The sequence below is a fragment of the Pseudomonas sp. GL-RE-26 genome, assembly GCF_019956275.1.
GTDB classification, from domain to species: Bacteria; Pseudomonadota; Gammaproteobacteria; order Pseudomonadales; family Pseudomonadaceae; genus Aquipseudomonas; species Aquipseudomonas grandcourensis.
This window is the reverse complement of record NZ_JAHBDI010000019.1, coordinates 15,128-33,014: the sequence shown is the minus strand read 5'-3', so window position 1 is coordinate 33,014 and position 17,887 is coordinate 15,128. Positions and strand designations below refer to the sequence as shown.

Annotated in this window: 8 protein-coding genes; 2 read left to right on the top strand and 6 right to left on the bottom strand. The window is 54.2% G+C overall.

Annotation, left to right across the window (positions count from 1 at the left end):
- Window positions 1–155: 155 nt before the first annotated feature.
- Window positions 156–1,709, top strand: a complete 1,554-nt coding sequence (locus KGB07_RS14080; RefSeq protein WP_223465687.1) for an endonuclease NucS domain-containing protein — start codon at window positions 156–158, stop codon at window positions 1,707–1,709.
- A gap of 482 nt (window positions 1,710–2,191) precedes the next feature.
- On the opposite strand, the gene KGB07_RS14075 is transcribed toward KGB07_RS14080, so the two are convergent.
- On the bottom strand, window positions 2,192–5,497 hold the full coding sequence (locus KGB07_RS14075) for a VPA1262 family protein (RefSeq protein WP_223465686.1): 3,306 nt from the start codon (window positions 5,495–5,497) through the stop codon (window positions 2,192–2,194).
- 826 nt (window positions 5,498–6,323) lie between these two features.
- Here KGB07_RS14075 and KGB07_RS14070 point away from each other — a divergent pair.
- Window positions 6,324–10,142, top strand: coding sequence for a hypothetical protein (locus KGB07_RS14070; protein ID WP_223465685.1), 3,819 nt, complete (start codon window positions 6,324–6,326; stop codon window positions 10,140–10,142).
- Window positions 10,143–10,620: 478 nt separating this feature from the next.
- On the opposite strand, the gene KGB07_RS14065 is transcribed toward KGB07_RS14070, so the two are convergent.
- The 5 genes from KGB07_RS14065 to KGB07_RS14045 all read right to left on the bottom strand — a co-directional run bounded on the left by KGB07_RS14065 (window position 10,621) and on the right by KGB07_RS14045 (window position 17,515).
- On the bottom strand, window positions 10,621–10,896 hold the full coding sequence (locus KGB07_RS14065; RefSeq protein ID WP_223465684.1) for a hypothetical protein: 276 nt from the start codon (window positions 10,894–10,896) through the stop codon (window positions 10,621–10,623).
- Window positions 10,893–11,873 carry an integrase domain-containing protein gene (locus KGB07_RS14060; protein ID WP_223465721.1) on the bottom strand — a complete coding sequence of 327 codons (981 nt, stop codon included), beginning with the start codon at window positions 11,871–11,873 and terminating at the stop codon, window positions 10,893–10,895. Before KGB07_RS14060 ends, KGB07_RS14065 begins: the two co-directional genes overlap by 4 nt.
- Complete coding sequence (locus KGB07_RS14055) at window positions 11,851–12,210, bottom strand: hypothetical protein (protein ID WP_223465683.1); 360 nt, start codon at window positions 12,208–12,210, stop codon at window positions 11,851–11,853. Before KGB07_RS14055 ends, KGB07_RS14060 begins: the two co-directional genes overlap by 23 nt.
- Window positions 12,194–13,594, bottom strand: coding sequence for a YfjI family protein (locus KGB07_RS14050; RefSeq protein ID WP_223465682.1), 1,401 nt, complete (start codon window positions 13,592–13,594; stop codon window positions 12,194–12,196). Before KGB07_RS14050 ends, KGB07_RS14055 begins: the two co-directional genes overlap by 17 nt.
- Before the next feature lie 906 nt (window positions 13,595–14,500).
- Window positions 14,501–17,515 carry an RNA-directed DNA polymerase gene (locus KGB07_RS14045; RefSeq protein ID WP_223465681.1) on the bottom strand — a complete coding sequence of 1,005 codons (3,015 nt, stop codon included), beginning with the start codon at window positions 17,513–17,515 and terminating at the stop codon, window positions 14,501–14,503.
- Window positions 17,516–17,887: the final 372 nt, after the last annotated feature.

Sequence of the window (17,887 nt, the reverse complement as noted above, 5' to 3'; positions counted from 1 at the left end):
TTTTCCGCCATGATATGATCACGCAATAACGTCTGCTCGCGACCAGAAGCGGTTATTTGCAAAAAGCTTCGGATCCCTGATAGTTACGGAATTCAAGGTAAGCACTTCGTCAGTAAGAACTTGTCAATAATGTCAAATAAAATAGAGGGGAGATAGTGAACAGACTTGAGGAGAGAATCAGGGATTTTTTAGCTATCAATCTGAGAGTAATCGAACCAAACCTAACAATTGTCCGTAAAGAATATAGGCTAGCCAACAATTTTGGCTCAGACGGGAGCATAGATATCCTTGCAAAGGACAGTCTTGGTCATTATGTAATTATAGAAATTAAAAGAAGCAATCAAGCCGCCAGAGCTGCTTTGCATGAGCTTACAAAATATGTAGCCCTACTAAGGTCTTCTTTGGGGGTGCCCGCTGAAAAGATACGAGCCCTATTAGTCTCAACTGAATGGAAAGAACTGGCAGTTCCATTTTCTGAGTACCAGAAAATATGCGAGGTCCCGACTGCAGGGTACATAATATCAGCAACTGATTCTGGCGAGGTCGTTCGTTGCAATAAATTCGCTCCCGTCCATGTAGAACAAGGGCTTTCTATTAGTAGGCAGCAAAGTCTTATTTTGTACGAAAATGCCACAAAAAGAGATAGCGGGATTAACATAATTGCAAGTGCTGCAATTCAGTCACAGCTATCAGATTTTGCAATTCTGACAGCGGATTATAAAGGGCGAAATAGTGATGTGATTTATCCTTTTGGTATATATTTTGGTTTCTCTTCGCCGATTTCAAATCCTGAAAGCGAAGAATCAAAACGTATCATGCAGGCATTAAAATGGGATGAGTGTCTAGATGATCTGGATGAAAATTTTCTCTGTGCGATGATGGATAAAATTCGCGGAAACGACACTGCGGAAATAGGTCATCCCGAAAAGCTCAAGCTAATGGATGAACAAGGCTGGTCAATTTCAGTAGTTTTTCGTAATGGACGATACCAAAAAAATATTGAACTTCTATCTAATGATCAGCTTATGTCAGAGTTCACGAAAACAGAAGGAGGTGCTAACTACTATCTGCAACATACATCCTCCCCTAAGTACCTGCCGAGCTGGAACAAATTTAAAAGCGATGTATTTTTGGTTCTCATGGGAAACAAAAAATGGGAGTCTTTTTTCGACGTATTGACAAGAGAAATAGAGGCGGATTCTTCTAATTCGACAGTATCAATTAGCCTCTATAATCCAGGAAACATATTGTTGGGCCTTTCCAAAGTATTTGGAGAAAATGACTTCAGATACCTGCCAAGCTTCCAGCTAGTCATTTCCGGAGAGAGGCAGACAACCATATATTTAGGTAATTTAGCTTGGAATGGCATTGTAGAAAACGCTAATGCTAATAAGTGGATCGAGAATTCATACGGTACAGTGGAGGATTACTTTCTTATGCTTGCCTTTGGCGAGCAGTACGTGAAAGAGGATTTGGCGTGCAAAGGTCTCGGGCTCCAGTATGCGATTTATGAAATTATCAATCCAGGAAAAGCTGATGAAAGTACATGTTTAATAACATTAAAAAACGGACTCGCTATTTCCAGGGCCCTTCTTGGGGAAGATCTATTCACAATAAAAGATTTTTACAGTTCGCACATAACATTGGGCAAGGAACTGGTCGAGATTGTAAGGGGTTGCTCCTTAGGGTTTTTAGGTGGATCAAAGTAAGTCTCGGCGTTAGAGCATGCAATTTATTTGTGTGCTCTATTAAGAGCAGTTCGCTGGTAAGCTATGAAGGTCCCAGGGGTCTAAATATTTATATCAGTAATGCATATTATTCAACATTGCTGGAAAATCCATAGATCAGCACAAGCTTGTGGATTGTCAAATCAGCATTTTCCAGCACTCGCTGAATATCCATTCCCTGCCATCTGCCGCACAAGAGCAACCGGGAAACGTAGGAAAGAGATATTCCATCCCGGGCCACCATCATCACCGTCGATGTCGTTCAGTCGCGTCTCCAGCGGCCTTTAGAGTTGGGCGCGATATAATGAGATCAATAGCTGTAAGAGCGATTCAGAGGAGGTGAGCAAAGCGGCCACTGGTAGCGTTGCGATATGTGAGTCTCAAGTCCATTGTGCGGATCGACCAACCGCCAGAACGGCGATCTTGGAAATGGCTGAACCTTGCGGTTCAGCCTCCTTTCTTTGTTAGAGACTGCTGTCTATCGCCGCGGCGATAGTGTCCAGAAGCCGATGAGATTTGATCTGGTCAGGATCGCCCCTGAGGTACTTAATAAGCTCCGGGCTGGTGAGGGTCTCCCACTCCGAAACGGAAAGCCGTTCGATCAGCGATTCGCTGTCCTCCACGAGTTTCTTGAACGGCTGGCTTTCATCTTTGTGAATCAGCGCTGCCATTCGGCGGGCGAGAGCATAGAGCCAAAGGTTGACCTCATGCGCACGGATATAAGAAATCCAATCGATCTGCGCGCTCAGCGGTTTGCGGACAGTCCGAGCCAGACTGTTAAAGATCTTGGTGAGCTCTGCCCCGATGTATAGCTGATCTGCTGGCGCAAGATGCGCACTCAACGCAGCGAGCTCGTCGGTGAAGGCACCGTCGGCATCGAACTTGAAGTAAAGCGAGCCACCTTTGAGTGCGGATTTCCAATGAGTAGTAAGATCACCCAGCCACTCGCGGGACACTTGTGCAGCATCAATGACCTTTAGCCCTAGCATTGGGATCAGAAGCGATTCCAAGATCCAGGGCGTGAAGTGATGGAGCCTTCCGAGGCGGCCCCGCACAGGCTGGAGGATGTCCTTCAGCTGTGCGTCGCTGAGTGGGCTCTCTATCGAGGCTGTGAGCCTAGCAACTAGATAGTGCTTAGCGGAAGAGTCGACATAGTTAGCCTCATTGATCAGCCAACACAGAGTCGTTTGCTGCTCACCGGGGGCGATCAGGTCGAGCATACCGAGGGTGTCGGCGGTGAAGGTGCCAGCGTTGATCGCGTCTTTAAAGGCATGGACACCAACCCAGGTCGGAATACTTGCTTTACATGCCAATAACGCACCGATCTGAGGGAGGGCTTTATCAAATCCAAGCGATAAGCAAATGAGCCTCAGTGCCTGGACGACCATTGCACGCCTGCGAGGATCTCCATCGATCGGGCTGGCACATTGCTGATCCAGCCAGTTCACAAGGGCTTGGGGCGCCTTCAGCCACAGTACTCTGATGGCGTAGTAGTCGCTCCAAGCGGTGTCGGTGGTTGAGTGTCCAAAAACTCGGTCAGGATGGTCGTTGGAAAGCAGAAGCTCTGTGAGGCTTTTGCGTTGGTAGTAATCAATGTCTAGGTAGCTTTTTCTTTCCTTTGGCGCCAATGCATTCGGCCGCGTTGAACTCAGATGTGCAAGCAGGTTGTCTTTCAGCTGGTCAGGCAACGACGTCTGGTCATCGTTGTAAAACTGACCGGCGTGCGAATGTGCCAAGACAAATCCTGCCGCATCCCATGCAGAGTGGAAGTCTGGGAGTGCAAGCCCATCGCTCCAAAGTTTCGTGGGAATCTTCTCGAAACGATCGGGATGGAGCTTGCCCTCTTTCAGGTAACCTTTGGTTTGCATGAGATCGTGCAATTCCGATCCTGAGCGATCGGCCAGCTCTGGATCGTCTAGCCACCAAGCAAGCACATCCCCTGACCGAGTGTGGTCGGTAAATGACGAGCGATAGCTTAGCCGAACTGGGTCACTCTCATCCTCCGGGGGCTCGGCGCTGGAGTCGAAAATGAGCTTCGCGGTCGGTGCTTTCTTGCCATCCGTGTACAAGGTGCTCTGAATAATCCCGTCCGCCAATTCGAAGAGGCTTGGCAACACGTCAAGTGGGATGGGAGTGGCTAGTAGCGGGTATTCGATGTTGGCTCGCTGAACAGAGTTGGACAAGTGGTAACCGGCGATAGGCCGTCCGTTTGCCGCTCGGATGAGGATCATGCGGTCGTGCAGCTTGCTTTCCGGTACAGCAAGTACCCTAAGCTTGACGTTGCCGTAGTAGCCTTTGCTCCAGGCCGTACAGCTCGCCAGCAGGTTCTGTATGCGGTTTGGCTCCCCTTGTGTAGCCTTGGAGTCTTCCGCGGACAGTTTCTCAGTCGTGATGATGAGGTACTCGCTGGTCGCAGTGCCAAGCGTGTTGAGAAGATCGATGCCTACGTTTTCCATATACGGATCGATCCAGGCAACCTGCGCGTCGTGGTGCCGTTCAAAAATCTTACGCAGCCACTCAGACAACTGCAGGCGGCTGTTACCACCGCTAACCGACAGCGTCTGGAAGAAATGTCCTTTGGATGCCTTTGGCAACAGCGACCCCACATCATCCTCGACGAGCCGATTTTGAGTGACCCACGGATCGTAAGTGTGCCCGCCAATCTCAGAGCGGTTGGGCCGGTTAGCTCGGCTAATTCGCCCGGCGGCTTCAAGCTTGTCCTTCGCAGTGTTTGGAACCTGCCTCGCGAGCCAATCCATGCGACCGTTTGACCGAATGGATTCGACGATTTGCATGTTCATATTCATGCTGCGAACGAAGTAGGAGCCAGTCTGCAGTACCAGATTCGATTCCGCTCCGTCAGTGCCGACGGCGTAGATTTCCAAGGTATAAGCAGTGGCAACGTGATTCTTAAAAGTGTCGATGCTGAAGATATGGTTGACGGGATACTCGACATCACTAGCGAGACGAGTGATGTAAGACGCTTGCAAGCCGCCGTCGCTGAAGGAGTTCACTATCACCAGAAGCTCGGCAGGATCTCGCGTTAGTGGCTCAAAGAGCGTTAGCGATGAGTTTTCCCCTTTGAGCTTCAACTCATATTTTCGGCGTTCGTTCTTGGTCAGGCCAGGCACGCAGACGAACTCGAAATCCCCGAGGCGCCAGGCGTCCAAAGTACCGAACTCCATTCCCGTATCGGCGTCCAGCGCGTCACACGCAACCCTCGCAAGCTTACTCTCGACCCTTCCAGTAGCAGCGAAGATCAGTGGTTTGATTGGCGACGAGACTGCGCCGGTGTTCGCGCTAGCAAAGCTAGTCGGGCTCAAACGTTTGGTGTGGTTGAAGTAGAAGTCTCGTGTTGGAAAATGCATCACTGGCCGAGCAATGGGTTTGCCACCAAAGCTGACATCCGAGACGGCTCCGACCAGTTTCTTATCCAGCTCGACACCCGCCCGGAGGCTTGCTTCCCGGAAAGTGGCTCCATCAAGGAAGCTTCGAACGAAAGTCATGAGCTTTCCCGCCGACGTATGAAGGGTCAGAGCGTGGGTTTTTACGGCACTGTCGGCGTCTAAAGGGGTTTTGCTGAATGTCCCCGTCCACTTATCTGACCGGAAGGTAGCTGGCAGCGACCGTCCATAGAGAAATCTGAGCTCGCTTGTGTTCTTGTGCTCGATCTCTAATACCCACAGTTGGGTGGCGCTGAGATTTTCGGTGTCGCCGAAGAGATCGTGTAGCCTGAAGTCAGACGCTAAGGAATCGAAGTTGATAGTCATCTTATTGCCTTGTAGTGAGAGACAACGTAGCCACCAGCTCCCGACACCGGTGCTGAAAGCTGAGAGCTGAGACGGCAGGCGCGTGAGGTGACGCGGCAGATACCGCTGGAGCGCAAACGGTGGGCGGAAAAAGGAGTACCGCCCCGGGATGGTAATAGGGTGCGTAGAGATTGGAAGCCCGGACTGCAGATATCCTCTGGCCAAGATAGTTTCTAGTAAGCATCCGCTTTGGGTCCAGGTTGTGTGAAAACGTTTTAGAGCAGGTTTGACAGTTAGGACTGGAACGAAAATCGCGTTCCTTCGCAAATTTCCGGCCTGCTGGTTAACCAAACTGCTGGCAGATATTACTTAGCAACGCAGACTTCAAAACGGCACATGCGTTTTCACACAGCTTGGGTCGAAAGCCGAAGATCAGCATAGTAAGGAAACGCACTCTTACGAAGCGACATGCTCTGATCGCCCCGGCGTATAAAGCAATTTGAATAACCGCGATCAGCGAGCAAACGTGCCCTCTCCTTGTCCTGAGGCTCAATTTCGGCCAGCATCGCAGCCTCGAGGTCGGTGAAATTCGACATTGACAATCTCGAAAACCTTTCACCGTTGCTCTTTCCGTAGACGGAAAAGGCGACACAGGTGGCCTATAGCAGGAGGCTGTAGCGCTTTACCGAAAGGTGCTTCTTGGAGAGGGAAAAGCCAAGGCGAGCCGGACCCATGAGTGCGTGTCGATCGGATGAGAAAGCTGAGGGGATTTGCTTAGACCTGGGTGAGGGGGCCCACCTCCGGTGGTGAAATGAAAGTCGACAAAAACTAAAAAAGGAATAGTTAAATGGGCAAGAAATCGCGGGAAAAGCGCGAGCGAAAGGCCGCGAAAATGAGCATGGATCCGCAGGGGTGGTCTCAAGATCTCTCGTCTTTGTTCCGGCGAGATGCGCGCGACTCGGAGCTCGAAAGCAAATTTCAAAATCGCATCGAGCGAACGCTAGCCGTGTTTCAACGGTACAGACGCATTGATACGGCCTTGGCTTTAAGTGTTTCCGATCTGTGGCCAGCGAATGTGGCCAGCCCCATCAAGCATATGTTTGCCTGGGCTGTGTTGCTGAGGATGGGCGAGCCGCCCCTCGACGTGCTTCCTATTGCTACGTATGAGGAGTTCACGGACTTCGCGAACGCGCTTTACGCGGTATGGCCTGACTTCCCAATGCTCGAAGATTTTTCCCCAGAGGCTGACTGGGGTCAGACGAGGGTACGGCTGGATTCAGACTTCGTCCCCATGTTTTACGGAAGTTGCATTGAGCGCACACCGGATTTTGTGGAGGCGTTTCGCATCTCCTATGGTGACATCGATACCGCACAAGCCGACATGAACCTCGCGGTCGCCGTACAGGCGCATATCATTGGATCAATACCCGATTTGTCCCGCGTGCCACTACCACAGCCCAGCAGCGGGCATGTAGAGGTACCACCTGAGGACTTCTGGCTGACGTGCCGGCCAATGCTTCTTCAACTCGGTCACCACTTGGTGAACCGGCGCTCCCAAGCAAGTAAAGAACTTGAAATAGGCTTTGGCGTTGTAAAAGCGCCTTTGACGCGCGACGGTTTCGGCAATGCAGTGATGCAGGGTCAGGTACTGCCATTTCTCGCTGTGACAGACGGAGAAAGTTGGGTGCCTATGTCAGTGCGAAGCCTTCCGTCAGTGGTGGTCGACTATTGGGCAAAACACCAAACTGCTGGCCTAGGAGCACAAGTTCACCGGATGCTCGGTCGCTTTGTCGCGGACCGATTCAGCCGCACTCATGTAGGTCCGATGACACTGATGATCGGCCACAAAGCGATAGATCACCTTCCTGTCAGCTGTCTTATCCCCGGCAAAGAGGGGGTCTACCTCATATGCGCGTGTGATCACGCGTCGTATGAGAAAGCTTCGCGCGCGTCGCAGGGTGCATATGCTGCTCTTAACCGTGGTGAGCTTGCGTATTTTCGCTTGGCAGATGGACGCGGCTTCAGCCTGGGTCGCGGGGAGGCGCGGGGGCTCAAAACTGATGAGGTCCGCATTCTGATTGTGCTGACTCAATCGAGTACTGAGCTTGGAATGATCCTTCCAGCCCAACGGCCTGCGAGGCTTATGCCATTGGCGGACTTCATTACGATCTTCGATGACCTGGATGAACCTGACGATATTGAGTCTCTCTGGAAGTTTGTCGACGGCCAAGATGGGATGTTCAGCCCTTTCTCAAGCGGACTTGCGGATCTTTTTGCTTCGTTTAAAGACAGCCACGGGGTGCTGGTCGAAGGGGCCATGACACCGTCGTTGCTGATGCTGGACACACATTGGGGAACCTCGCGTCGCTTCCAGGAGTTAACTTCATTCTGGTCCCGAGCCCCCATCAAGTTTCCCGACGATTCAACAGGTTGGCGCCTCACACAGGCTACAGAGGGCGTCACGAGAATGAATTCCCGGGCTCTGCCGCTGTTCGTATTTTCAACACAAACCGGCTCCTGTACCGTCCAGACCTTGGTTCCCATTACTCCGCGCCTGCATGTCATGGACGGGCGGATGCTGGAAATGTTTGCACATTTTCTCGCAGACCAGTTCTTCCGAAACCGCGACCTGCTCTCCAAATTGCCGTTCATGCAGCAACCATATCTGGTGCTCATATGTGAGGTGGATGCGGCGAATACCGTTGAACCTGAACAACCTCCCGAACCGCTTGCGACGTTCCCCGACGCAGTCTTCACCGCGTCACGAGTTGATGCACAGCCGCACAAATTACTTCTGAAGATCAGCACACGTGCTGTGCTGGCCGGCCTCAATGATGCCAAGGACGCATCTTTTGAGGTGAGATGCCTCATTGAAGCACTCCAATGCTGCCACGAGGAGGTTGGCCTTCCGTTTCCAGATGACTTGACCGACTTGCTCCAATCCCGAGCTTCGGAAGCCGCGCGATTCCAGTTGCAGCACACAAAGCGTGTTGTTGATGTTCCGGACTTCGTAGACCCCGTCGTTCCATCTCCGACTGATTACAAATTGGCACGCAAGCATCTGGCCGTGGCGATGCAGCAGTTAGGATTGAATCCAGGACGGTACGAACTCAAAGAAGCCAAGACGAAAATTGATGCCGGGCGGGACTTTCTTCGAGTCCATATTGAACAACGACTTGCTTCACTCGACAGGCATCAGCTCGTACGACAATGCATCGAACAGCATGATGCGCTCGTGGCGGCCGAAAGATTTGCCATCCTGAGAGCCCGCCAGAGTCTTTCGCATGACGTCGAGTACGACCGCCTTGAGGTTGTGGAGAAAGTTCGTAAAGAGCTTGGATCAGCGGCCCGCCACTATCGGTACCTGCTTGAAAAAGTTCTCAGTTCTTCTTGCAAGGGTGCCCAACCGGTCACCAACGATGTACTGCGTGAGCTAATCGGATTGGTAGATTGGTACAAAGTCCTGGCTGACGCCGGCGACGTCTTGCATACCGGTGTGGACGTCGGGGGTATTGAAATCGACGATTTCTACATACCTGAGGTTTTCTATTCAACCGACTCCGGGGAGCGTGGTACGAAATTCGCCCGTGAGTACGCCAAATCCCGGCTGGGCATCGACCTGAACGATCAGGATGAAGTAGTAGGTGCCTCGGAAGAGCTACTGTCTGACGAGAGACTGCGCCAGGCGTTCAAACAGGATCTGGGATTTGAATTGCAGCACTTGCTCAGTTCACTGGTGATTCTGTCCCAGCCGGTCCAATGGGGATTAGCTGACACGCTTGCACTTTCATACGTAGCGACCTCGGATAGGATCTCACAGCTCCTAGTCGAAAATCTTAAAGGACTCGAGATCACCGAGAGCACCGCAATTCTGGAGTTCCTGACGCTGTCAGGGCCCCACATTCTTCGCCTGGCAGGGCGGGACGTGGACGAGGCAGAGGTCCCTTACTGGGAACACAACAAACGAATCTACCGATACGCCATCCGCCCACTGATTACTGAAGGAGAGTCCCTTCGATGGGGCGCAGAAGCGGCCAGTCGGGCCCTGAGTATCTGGAATGCCTCTGTGCGGGATGGATATCTTCCCGCCGACTTTGCGTGGCCTAATGTTGAGCCTCTCATCAGAGACGTTAAAGAAGGGATAGAGAAACGGCTGGAGGAACGAACAGGGGAAGTGCTTCTCCGGCACACGCCGTATATGGTACGAAATCTGGACTTTTATCGCAGGTTCCGCAGCGAACGGTTTGACGACGTTGGAGATTTTGACGTATTCGCGTACTGGCCGGAGACAGATACGTTGCTCGTTGCGGAATGCAAATACAACCAGCCGCCATATTCGATGAAAGATACTCGGCGACTCAGAGATAAAATCTTCGGTAAGAGTGAAGACGACAGAAGCGGCCAATTCAGTCGGATACTGCGCCGTAGGCAATTCTTGATTCAGCACAGATCACGGATGCTGGAGCTGCTCGGCTGGCCGACACCCACAGGCAACCAACCACGAAATCTCGAGATTTATGTCAGTCGAGAGGTCTACTACTGGATGGTCCATCCTCCGTACGAGGTCCCAACTGCATTTGCTCGAATAGATGCGTTAGACACCTGGATCAAAAAGCAGATCGTTGATCAGCCGGCGGGCGACTTGGCCACGGCAGCCACCGAGTAGCTATCGCACTGAATGCTCGCTGGATGGCGATCGTCGTCCAGCAAGCTTCGACATCTTCCCCTCAACATTGACTGATGAAGATCAGTGACCTGAGCCTTGTCCCGGGATGGGCATATTACCGGCGACAGAACACCTGACCTGCGCATCTTAGAGTCGGGGGGAAAACAGGGCTGAACTGTCTGCGATGTGGGCGAGCCGTCCCACGTACCTAGGCGGGTGAGAAAAACATTTTGCTGGGATAGCGACACATAGGAGCAAGTCGAATAACTTGGCGCTACGCCATTCATTAAAGGCTTAGCCATGAACAAACCGCTGAACCGCCCCTGATTTGCTAGACGCTGTGACCGGCCGGTTTGGGTCGTTTTTTGCCATTGCGTGGGTGTTTTTCGAGCAGGTTTATCCGCAAGAGAATATCCATGCTGGGATAGATGAAGGCGGGCAAGTGAGCTTGGAGGTTTGCCTATCCACGGCTCAAGCGTTAGATCAGCATTTCTCGGTTGTTCCCTAATCGCTTCCAGATCAATAGGGCGGTGAGTCGATAGTAATATCGGGTGGCGTCGGAGTGATCTTTCAGGTGCTGAGTGAAAAGCCAGCGCACATGCTTGAGCTGCCAGGTCCAGGGATTATCTCGCTGCCATCGTTGTTGAATGGCCGCTTGCATGACTCGGGCTTGCCGTAGGTGGCGTTGCTGGGTGGTCTTCGAGCCGGTCAGTACGCCGCTCAAGAACAGCGCCATATCGAAGGGCTTATTCACGCTCGACCTCCAATGTAGGCTGAAACCACATCGACCCGGTAATGCCCGAGTTCAACGCTGATCTGTTGGCGCGCCTGCTGATCAAGGTCGCGGTCAATGCGATAGCAGTGGCCACCATTGATCGGGGCGGCGTGGCCCGTGAGTTGCTCGTAACGCTCACAGGCGTAGGCCGCTCGCAGTTCATGAAAACCCTTCAGCCCTTGTTCATGCAGCGTTTCTCGGGCAGGGAGCACGGTCTGTTGCAGGAACGCGGCGTAGCTTTCGTCGCGGGCCAGCAAGTTGCGGCTATGGGGTGGCGACGCATGGCGAGCCAACTGCAGCGCCGCCTTCACCGCTTCATTGGCCACAACCCACCGCTGCGCTGAAGCCCCTGAGCGACCGCCTTTGGTGCCGTCCTGGATATTGATGCGGCCTAAGTGTTCGGCTTCGCGGTGCAAGCGTGGTAGGTCAGCCAGGATCGCTTCGCGCAAGCGCATGCCGGTTGTTCGGGCCAACAGGACAATCGCGGCCACCCGCTCGTGGTGCTGTTCGCCAAGTGCCTCGAGTACTCGCCAAACCTGTTGGAGGTCTTGGCCATCCGGCGCGCGGGTGCGTACGCTCGAGCGCTGCTGACCTAACGCCTGACTCGGGCTGGCGATCCTCACGTCCTGATCACCGCGCAGCGCAGCGAGGGTGCGGTTGACGCTGCTCAGGCGGTTCTGCGCGGTGGCGATGCAGAGTTCACCTTGCTGGATCTGCTGGCGCAGGTACGCGGCGTAGTCCTGCAGCGTCTGTCGATCGATCTGGCGCGCATCGTTGTAACCGGGGCCGTCCTCTGATCGACACCAACGCACGAACGCTTGCCAGCGATCGCTATGCGCTTTGACCGTGGCGAAGTGGCCGCCGGCAAACAGATCCTTGAGCGCTTGTGGGCCGGCGTAGCTCAGCTGGCGGCCATAGCCAAAGTTGCGGCCCTCACGCCGACCGACCAGAGCCATCATCATCACCGTTTTCGTTTGTTTGCAGAAAGAGCAGCAGGGCTTTCCAGTGAGGGCTGAGCCTGTCCACCTGCTGCCAGTGTGTCGGGCGGATCAGGAGGGCGTTCTCCTGGTGTTGCAGCAGTGCCCCTTCCTCGCGCAGTTGCTCGATCAGCAGGGCGAGGTGGGTAGGCTCCTGGGGTGGTGTGGCGACAGCGGCGACAGTGGCGACAACCCGCGTCGTTGCTGGCCTGGCGCGTGGCGACAGGGTGGCGACAGAGGCGGCGACAGGCCTTGATTCTGGCGGCGCTTGATGTTGCGCCTGGTAGCGGCGCACCGCGTCATTGAGGCGAAACATGGCGGACCTCGAAGGTTTTTCCGTCGCGGCTGCTCAGCCAGCGATGCGTGATCAGCACGACCAATAGAGAGGCGGTATGGTCAGCGCTCTTGCGGGCAAAGCGAGGGCCGTTGCGATTGACGTCACGGATGGTGAAGTGGGTCCAGCCTTTCTGCACCAGCCAGCGCAGCAGCCGATCCGCCTCTTCGCATCGGCTATTGACCGGCTCTTGTTCGGTCAGGCGCTGGATCTCGGCCAGGTAGTAATCCATCAACGTGGAGGCGCGCTGGATGTGTGCTTCCTCCAATGCACTGGCCTCTTCCACCATGGCCAGCACGCCCGCGATACGCAGTACATTCGCCGCGGCCTTGCTCGCGACAGACTGGACGCCGGCCAGCTCGCCGAACTCGCCAGACTGGCACTCGATGGTGTCGTGAATATCGATCCAGGCCCGTCGGGCCCGGGGAGTCAGCTCCAGCGTGGTGGGATTGAGTGAGCCATCCTGGTGAAGCAACCAGGGCTTTTGCAGCAGGGCGGTGATCCGCTGCTGGTAGCGCTGGACTTTGGCATCCCGGCTCAAGTCGATCGCCCTATAGAGCCGCTGGCCGGCCAGGCGCTCGGGCCAACTGATCAGACAACGGCCCAGGATGCCTTGGCCATTGATCACCGGGTCTTTGAAGAGTTGGTTGGCCAGGTAGGGTTGCAGCATCAGATGCAGGCTGAGACGGCGATCATAGGCCCGCAGGCTTTCTCCGGCCATGGAGCGCGCCCGGTCGATCGGGCTGCCATCCCACAGCATCGACAAGGTGGTGATTGCCTTGAGCAGATTCTCTTTGCTCATGGTGCTGCTACCCAAGAATTGGCCACCTTCATCATTGAACAAACCCATGCTGGGCAAGCCATGGCACAGGCTTTTGACCAGGGCCTCGATGGTCGGTTCGGCAATGATCAGTCTTGGCGGTACCGGTTCGGACTGCTCACCGCCTTCCGCCTCCGCGTGTTTCTTTGCGGTTTTGGGCTTGGCCATGATGTTGCTGGCGGCGCGATAGGCTTTGAGCTTTTCCGCATACTGGGTCCACTGCTGTCGTTCCCAGTCGCGCGCCGCCTTCAGTGCCAGATGGTCCACCGCGCTTTTGCGATCACCCGAGGACGCCACCGTCAGTAGGTAAAGGGACAGCGGATAGGTTCGACCGTCGAGTTGGACATTGGCATGACCCTGGCTCACCAGGGCAGTAGTAGCCAGTACCGATTGAGCGGCCATGGCGCAGGGCACGCCGATCACCTCGGCCAGTCGTTCGACCGCAGGGCCCAACAGATCCCCTAGGGCTTCGACCGGGTACGGCAGTGGCGCCTGCTGGTATTCCAGCAAGGGTTGTGGTGGCTCGAACGCTTCACACAGTTGCATCGCCATTCTCCTGAGATGATCGACTTCGTCCTCACTCATCCCGCCACGGTTGCTGAGTGTTATCAGGGATCAAGGTCCCTGCGACCTGTGAGGTTTGTCCACTGACGCGGGACTGGCGGCTCTTTACGACCGAGAGCTTGGGCATCTCATGATCTGGCCTCCTGAACACCGATAGCGGTGGGCGGGTGGAGGCTGCACTGGCTGACGAGACCGGTGCCGCGAGATCCTGAGTCAGGTGAAGGCAGTGAGGCGATGACCGGGGCGTGCCTGACTGTCAGTCAGGTGCAGTCCATTCCCTGGGCTGCGGCACCATCATCGGCATCGCTGTTGTTGGTGACTTTTCGGTGTTTGTCACGCCGATTGTCACGAGGGGGAAAGCCGCAAAGGCCCGTGCGAGCAGGGCTGCAGCAGTGTGATATGCGCCCGTCTCTTTAGGAGGCAAAGAGACGGGCAACAGGTTGGCGCAAGAAATGGCCAAGCGGATAAGTTGCTGCAGAGCAGCCAGGAGAAGGCCTGAGTTGCCGCAGTGGGCAAAGTTGAGAAGTAGGCATCCATCACATCGCTGTGACCGTGCGAGCCGCCGGACGCTAATCGCACTTGGGGTGAACCACCACGATGTGGCGTAGCCTCAAAGGTTCTGGCTACCTGGGTGCTGTCGAGGACAGCGCTGGTACAGTTCTGGTTTAGCGCTCGTTCTGCTCGTGGTCAACAGTACTTTGGGGGCGACTCTTGCGCCAATCGGTAGTGCTGGAAGACCTTGGAACCCGGTGGTTCTCCATGGCCGGGTGGTCGTTCGTCGGGTTTTAATGTGAGCCTGCGTAATTGCATGGACTTGACCATTTGCATTGTCACTGACCAGTCAATTGCAGTTGTGCGGATCAACCGTTTTCATTCGACTTGTCTGGTCTAAGCCCCTTTGGGTAATACTTTCCGATCCGATGCCATGTCCTCGTTAAAGCCATCTGGCACAGGCTTGAAACCTGAGGCTGGCGAGCGGTGGCTGGACTGGAACTGGCGCAGGCTCAGTACGTCGATTTCACCTGTAATGCAGTAGTCGTGGTTACCTCCCTTGACTCGTAATATGTCGCGCTTCCAGCGGTCTTTATAAGGTGCGCGGATACGACTATCACCGAAGCGGCGATTGTTGCATTGGATGATGTAGGCATGAATATCAAGGGCGGCAGACTCCACCAGTGCGTTGAATGTGTCGGTGTCGCTGTTCCACTCTGGAACAAACAGCGCGTCGACCTGGCCGCGTAGGTCTGCGCGGTAACGAATATTGGTTAGCTCGCTGCAAATCATGATGGCAAAGCGGAAATCACCATGCTGGATGACTGGAGGCTTTTGCCACTGTTGCTCTTGAGTGGGCTGCATCTGCAGGCCTGCTAGGCGAAAGAGTTCTTGCTCCTCATGAAATGCTGGACGCTGTTTATCCTGGCGATAGAGCATAAGCGAAGGGAACCCAAGACCGTCGTGGGTTAGCGAAGCCCAAACCTGGTGGCGCACATACTTTCTCGGTGCATGGAGGTACTCCACCCCGGTGATCAAAGATATGCCACGGCCCTTGAGCTTGTCGGCGATACGCATAAACCATTGGGGTGGTAAAGACACTTCCGGGAGGATCAAGTAACCAGCGCCGTCAGGCCGAGAGATCAGTTCGTTAATCAGGCGATTGATGCGTTGGTAACGGTGCAGGCCGTCCGGATCGGGCCACCCCATGATGGCGGCGGTAAAGCTTTCATCTTTGGTTTCCAAACTGGCCACAGCGATGGTCTGTTTTGCTTTGGGTTCTCCGTCCGGGATATGCAAAACCTGCTTTTTGTCGAGGTGGGGCATCTTGTGCTCGGTCAGCTCAAAACCGCGCAGTGCTTGCACCACCAACCCCAGTGTCTTGCGGCTGGAGGCGGCAAAAGGGGTGGGGGCTATGAGGTAGAGTTCATTGAGACTGAATGGGCGAGTGGCAAAGGTTAGACCAGACGGGGTGCCGCGTTTAAGCCTGAGCCAGTTCGCCAGTGTGGCGATGCCGTCGGTCATCTCGTCAGGCAATAGCTCTTCTGCGTCAAAAGTTGCGAGGTTTTTACGGAGTGGAATACCGCGCTGGCTGACCATTTCCTGAGGCAGGCCTGTAAAGCGCAAGGGGATATGCGCGAGATCGGAGCTGAACAGCCGAGCTTGAAGCTTCTGTATGTGCTGGCTGGTGATGTTCATTGGCCTGTCCAGGAAGTTACTCCAGATGACGAAGGCAAGGCTCTCCATATGACCGGTCATCTGGTTCTTCCAGGCGGTAGCCCCCGATTTGCTTAGGCGGGGAGGAAACGCAGAGACGATGCTCTGCGTTGTTACTTCCCAGATGGATCGCTTCCATAAATGTCGGGCCTCGGCTGGCAGGTTGGCAGCGTCCAGACTTTTGATCGCTAAAGTGCAGTCGTTCTCTACTTTAATGATCAGGCCATCAAGTGCATTGATGATCCTATCTAGGTATTCAAAGTCTTCGCAGGCGGTAGCCATGCGGATGATGCGCGGGAGGTATTGAGCCAGTTCGAAGAACTTCATCGGGGTTAGCAGATGCTCTATGACTGCGGCGAAAAAAGCATGGCGGTGTGCTTGCCAATCCTCCGGGGGGATATCGCGTTCGAAGGCTTCGTAGTTGCGAAGGCTGAGGGCAAAACCGGCGCGGTGCAGCGTTAGTGCATCGGTCTTTCGCAGATTGTCTGCTTGCTCTCCGGCAAGGTTGGTAGCTTTGAGCAGGTCCGTAGCCACGGTGTTGGGCGAATTCGGCAGGTCGGGTAACGCGCGCCATTCGCTTGCACGTTGGTTGATCTGTTCGGAAATGGCGTTGACCAGAGCGGTACCTGCAGACCCTGCAAGGATGAACAGCTTGTTTTTGCTGTTTTCAAAAGCGATGCGGTCTTCTTTGAGATAGCCAGGTTTGAACAGGATGCTGCCGTTATTTTTTTTAAGCAGGTCCTTGCCGCCGTCGCGACTGAAGATCCACTCCCAAAACTGCTCAATGGTTTTGATGTCGCTGGCGTTTTCCATGACCAGCAGAATGTCGTCCACATAACGGCCGTAATACAGTGGCACTACTTGTTGCTCGATGAACTGGTCGAGCCCGATTAGTGCCGCGTTTGCGACCACGGCAGACGCAGGCAACCCTACGGGTAAACCTTTTCCTAGTGGCGTTTTTTGTGCCCAGGCCAACAAGGCGGAAATGAACAGGCGGTTCAGTTTTGACTGCGATTCGCTCAGTTCAATTTTGGCTAATTTGAGGAAGCCGTCGTCGAGCATAAAGCCGGGGCTTAGCTCGTGATAGAAACTGCTTACATCGGCTGTCAGTGCCAATACTTTTTTCTTCTCGCTCAGGGCTGTGCGCATCGCCTTGATGCCACCGTCGCGCCATTCACGGAAGGGTCTGAGATAGGGTTTGAATGATCCAAGGGCCCACGTGCTGATCTCATCGTGCCGGTTACGGCGCAGGCGGCTGCCAAAGACGTTGCTGCCGAGCTGTTTGTCGAAGAGATCGCCGACTTCCATCATCCATAGCGATGACAGCACGTGAAAGTCGATGCTGCAGCGGGCCATGAGGCGGAATACGGCGGTGGGGTGGTTGCCGGCCTCAGTCGCGCTTACCCACTCGGCTTCCGGTGAGGCGAAGATCAGACTTGGATCCTGCTTTCCTTTGGCAATCTGGATTTCTTTGGGGGCCAGCGTCCAAGTGCCGAGAAATGCATGGTCTTTCACCCAATCCTCGTTCATGGCTTCGATTTGCTCTTTCAGGCGAGTGAGGTTTTTGCTCAGGTCGTCTTCATAGTTGGCAATGTCGAACAGCGAGGGGTTGGTTGAGTAGTAGAGGTCAACCTTGGCCTTGCGATAGGCGAGGCCAAGGTCGTGCAGCGATACCGACATCTGGATGACACTCATTTCTTAACCTTCGGCAATCCTGAGATATCCCGGATATTACCGAAAGCAAGCATGAGTGGGCTAAAGCATTGCAAGGCGCTCTATCTCTACTCACTGATTGTCATGAATGGACTACTGAGCCGCCCCTAGTTTAGTAGGCACTTTAACGGGCCGCTTTTGGCCGATTCTGTTGAAAAAGTCGACTTCTATTTCTACGGCAGAAAAGTACGCGTTCGAGATTGAAATTCGTGCGTTGCGCAGAAGGTTCAAGGCTCAGATTTGACGTAGCGGTGTGCAAAAATGGCATTTTCACCGTTCGATAAATGGGTAGCTCGGCCGGGTCGACTTTTTCAACACAATCGGCAGGTTGCAGTCCTTCAGTGCTTGGCTGAC

What these genes read in the sequence shown, in the direction of transcription:
- KGB07_RS14075 (WP_223465686.1), bottom strand. Translation starts at nt 5,497, where the DNA reads ATGACTATCAACTTCGATTCCTTAGCGTCTGACTTCAGGCTACACGAT.
- KGB07_RS14070 (WP_223465685.1), top strand. Translation starts at nt 6,324, where the DNA reads ATGGGCAAGAAATCGCGGGAAAAGCGCGAGCGAAAGGCCGCGAAAATG.
- KGB07_RS14060 (WP_223465721.1), bottom strand. Translation starts at nt 11,873, where the DNA reads ATGGCTCTGGTCGGTCGGCGTGAGGGCCGCAACTTTGGCTATGGCCGC.
- KGB07_RS14055 (WP_223465683.1), bottom strand. Translation starts at nt 12,210, where the DNA reads ATGTTTCGCCTCAATGACGCGGTGCGCCGCTACCAGGCGCAACATCAA.
- KGB07_RS14050 (WP_223465682.1), bottom strand. Translation starts at nt 13,594, where the DNA reads ATGCAACTGTGTGAAGCGTTCGAGCCACCACAACCCTTGCTGGAATAC.
- KGB07_RS14045 (WP_223465681.1), bottom strand. Translation starts at nt 17,515, where the DNA reads ATGAGTGTCATCCAGATGTCGGTATCGCTGCACGACCTTGGCCTCGCC.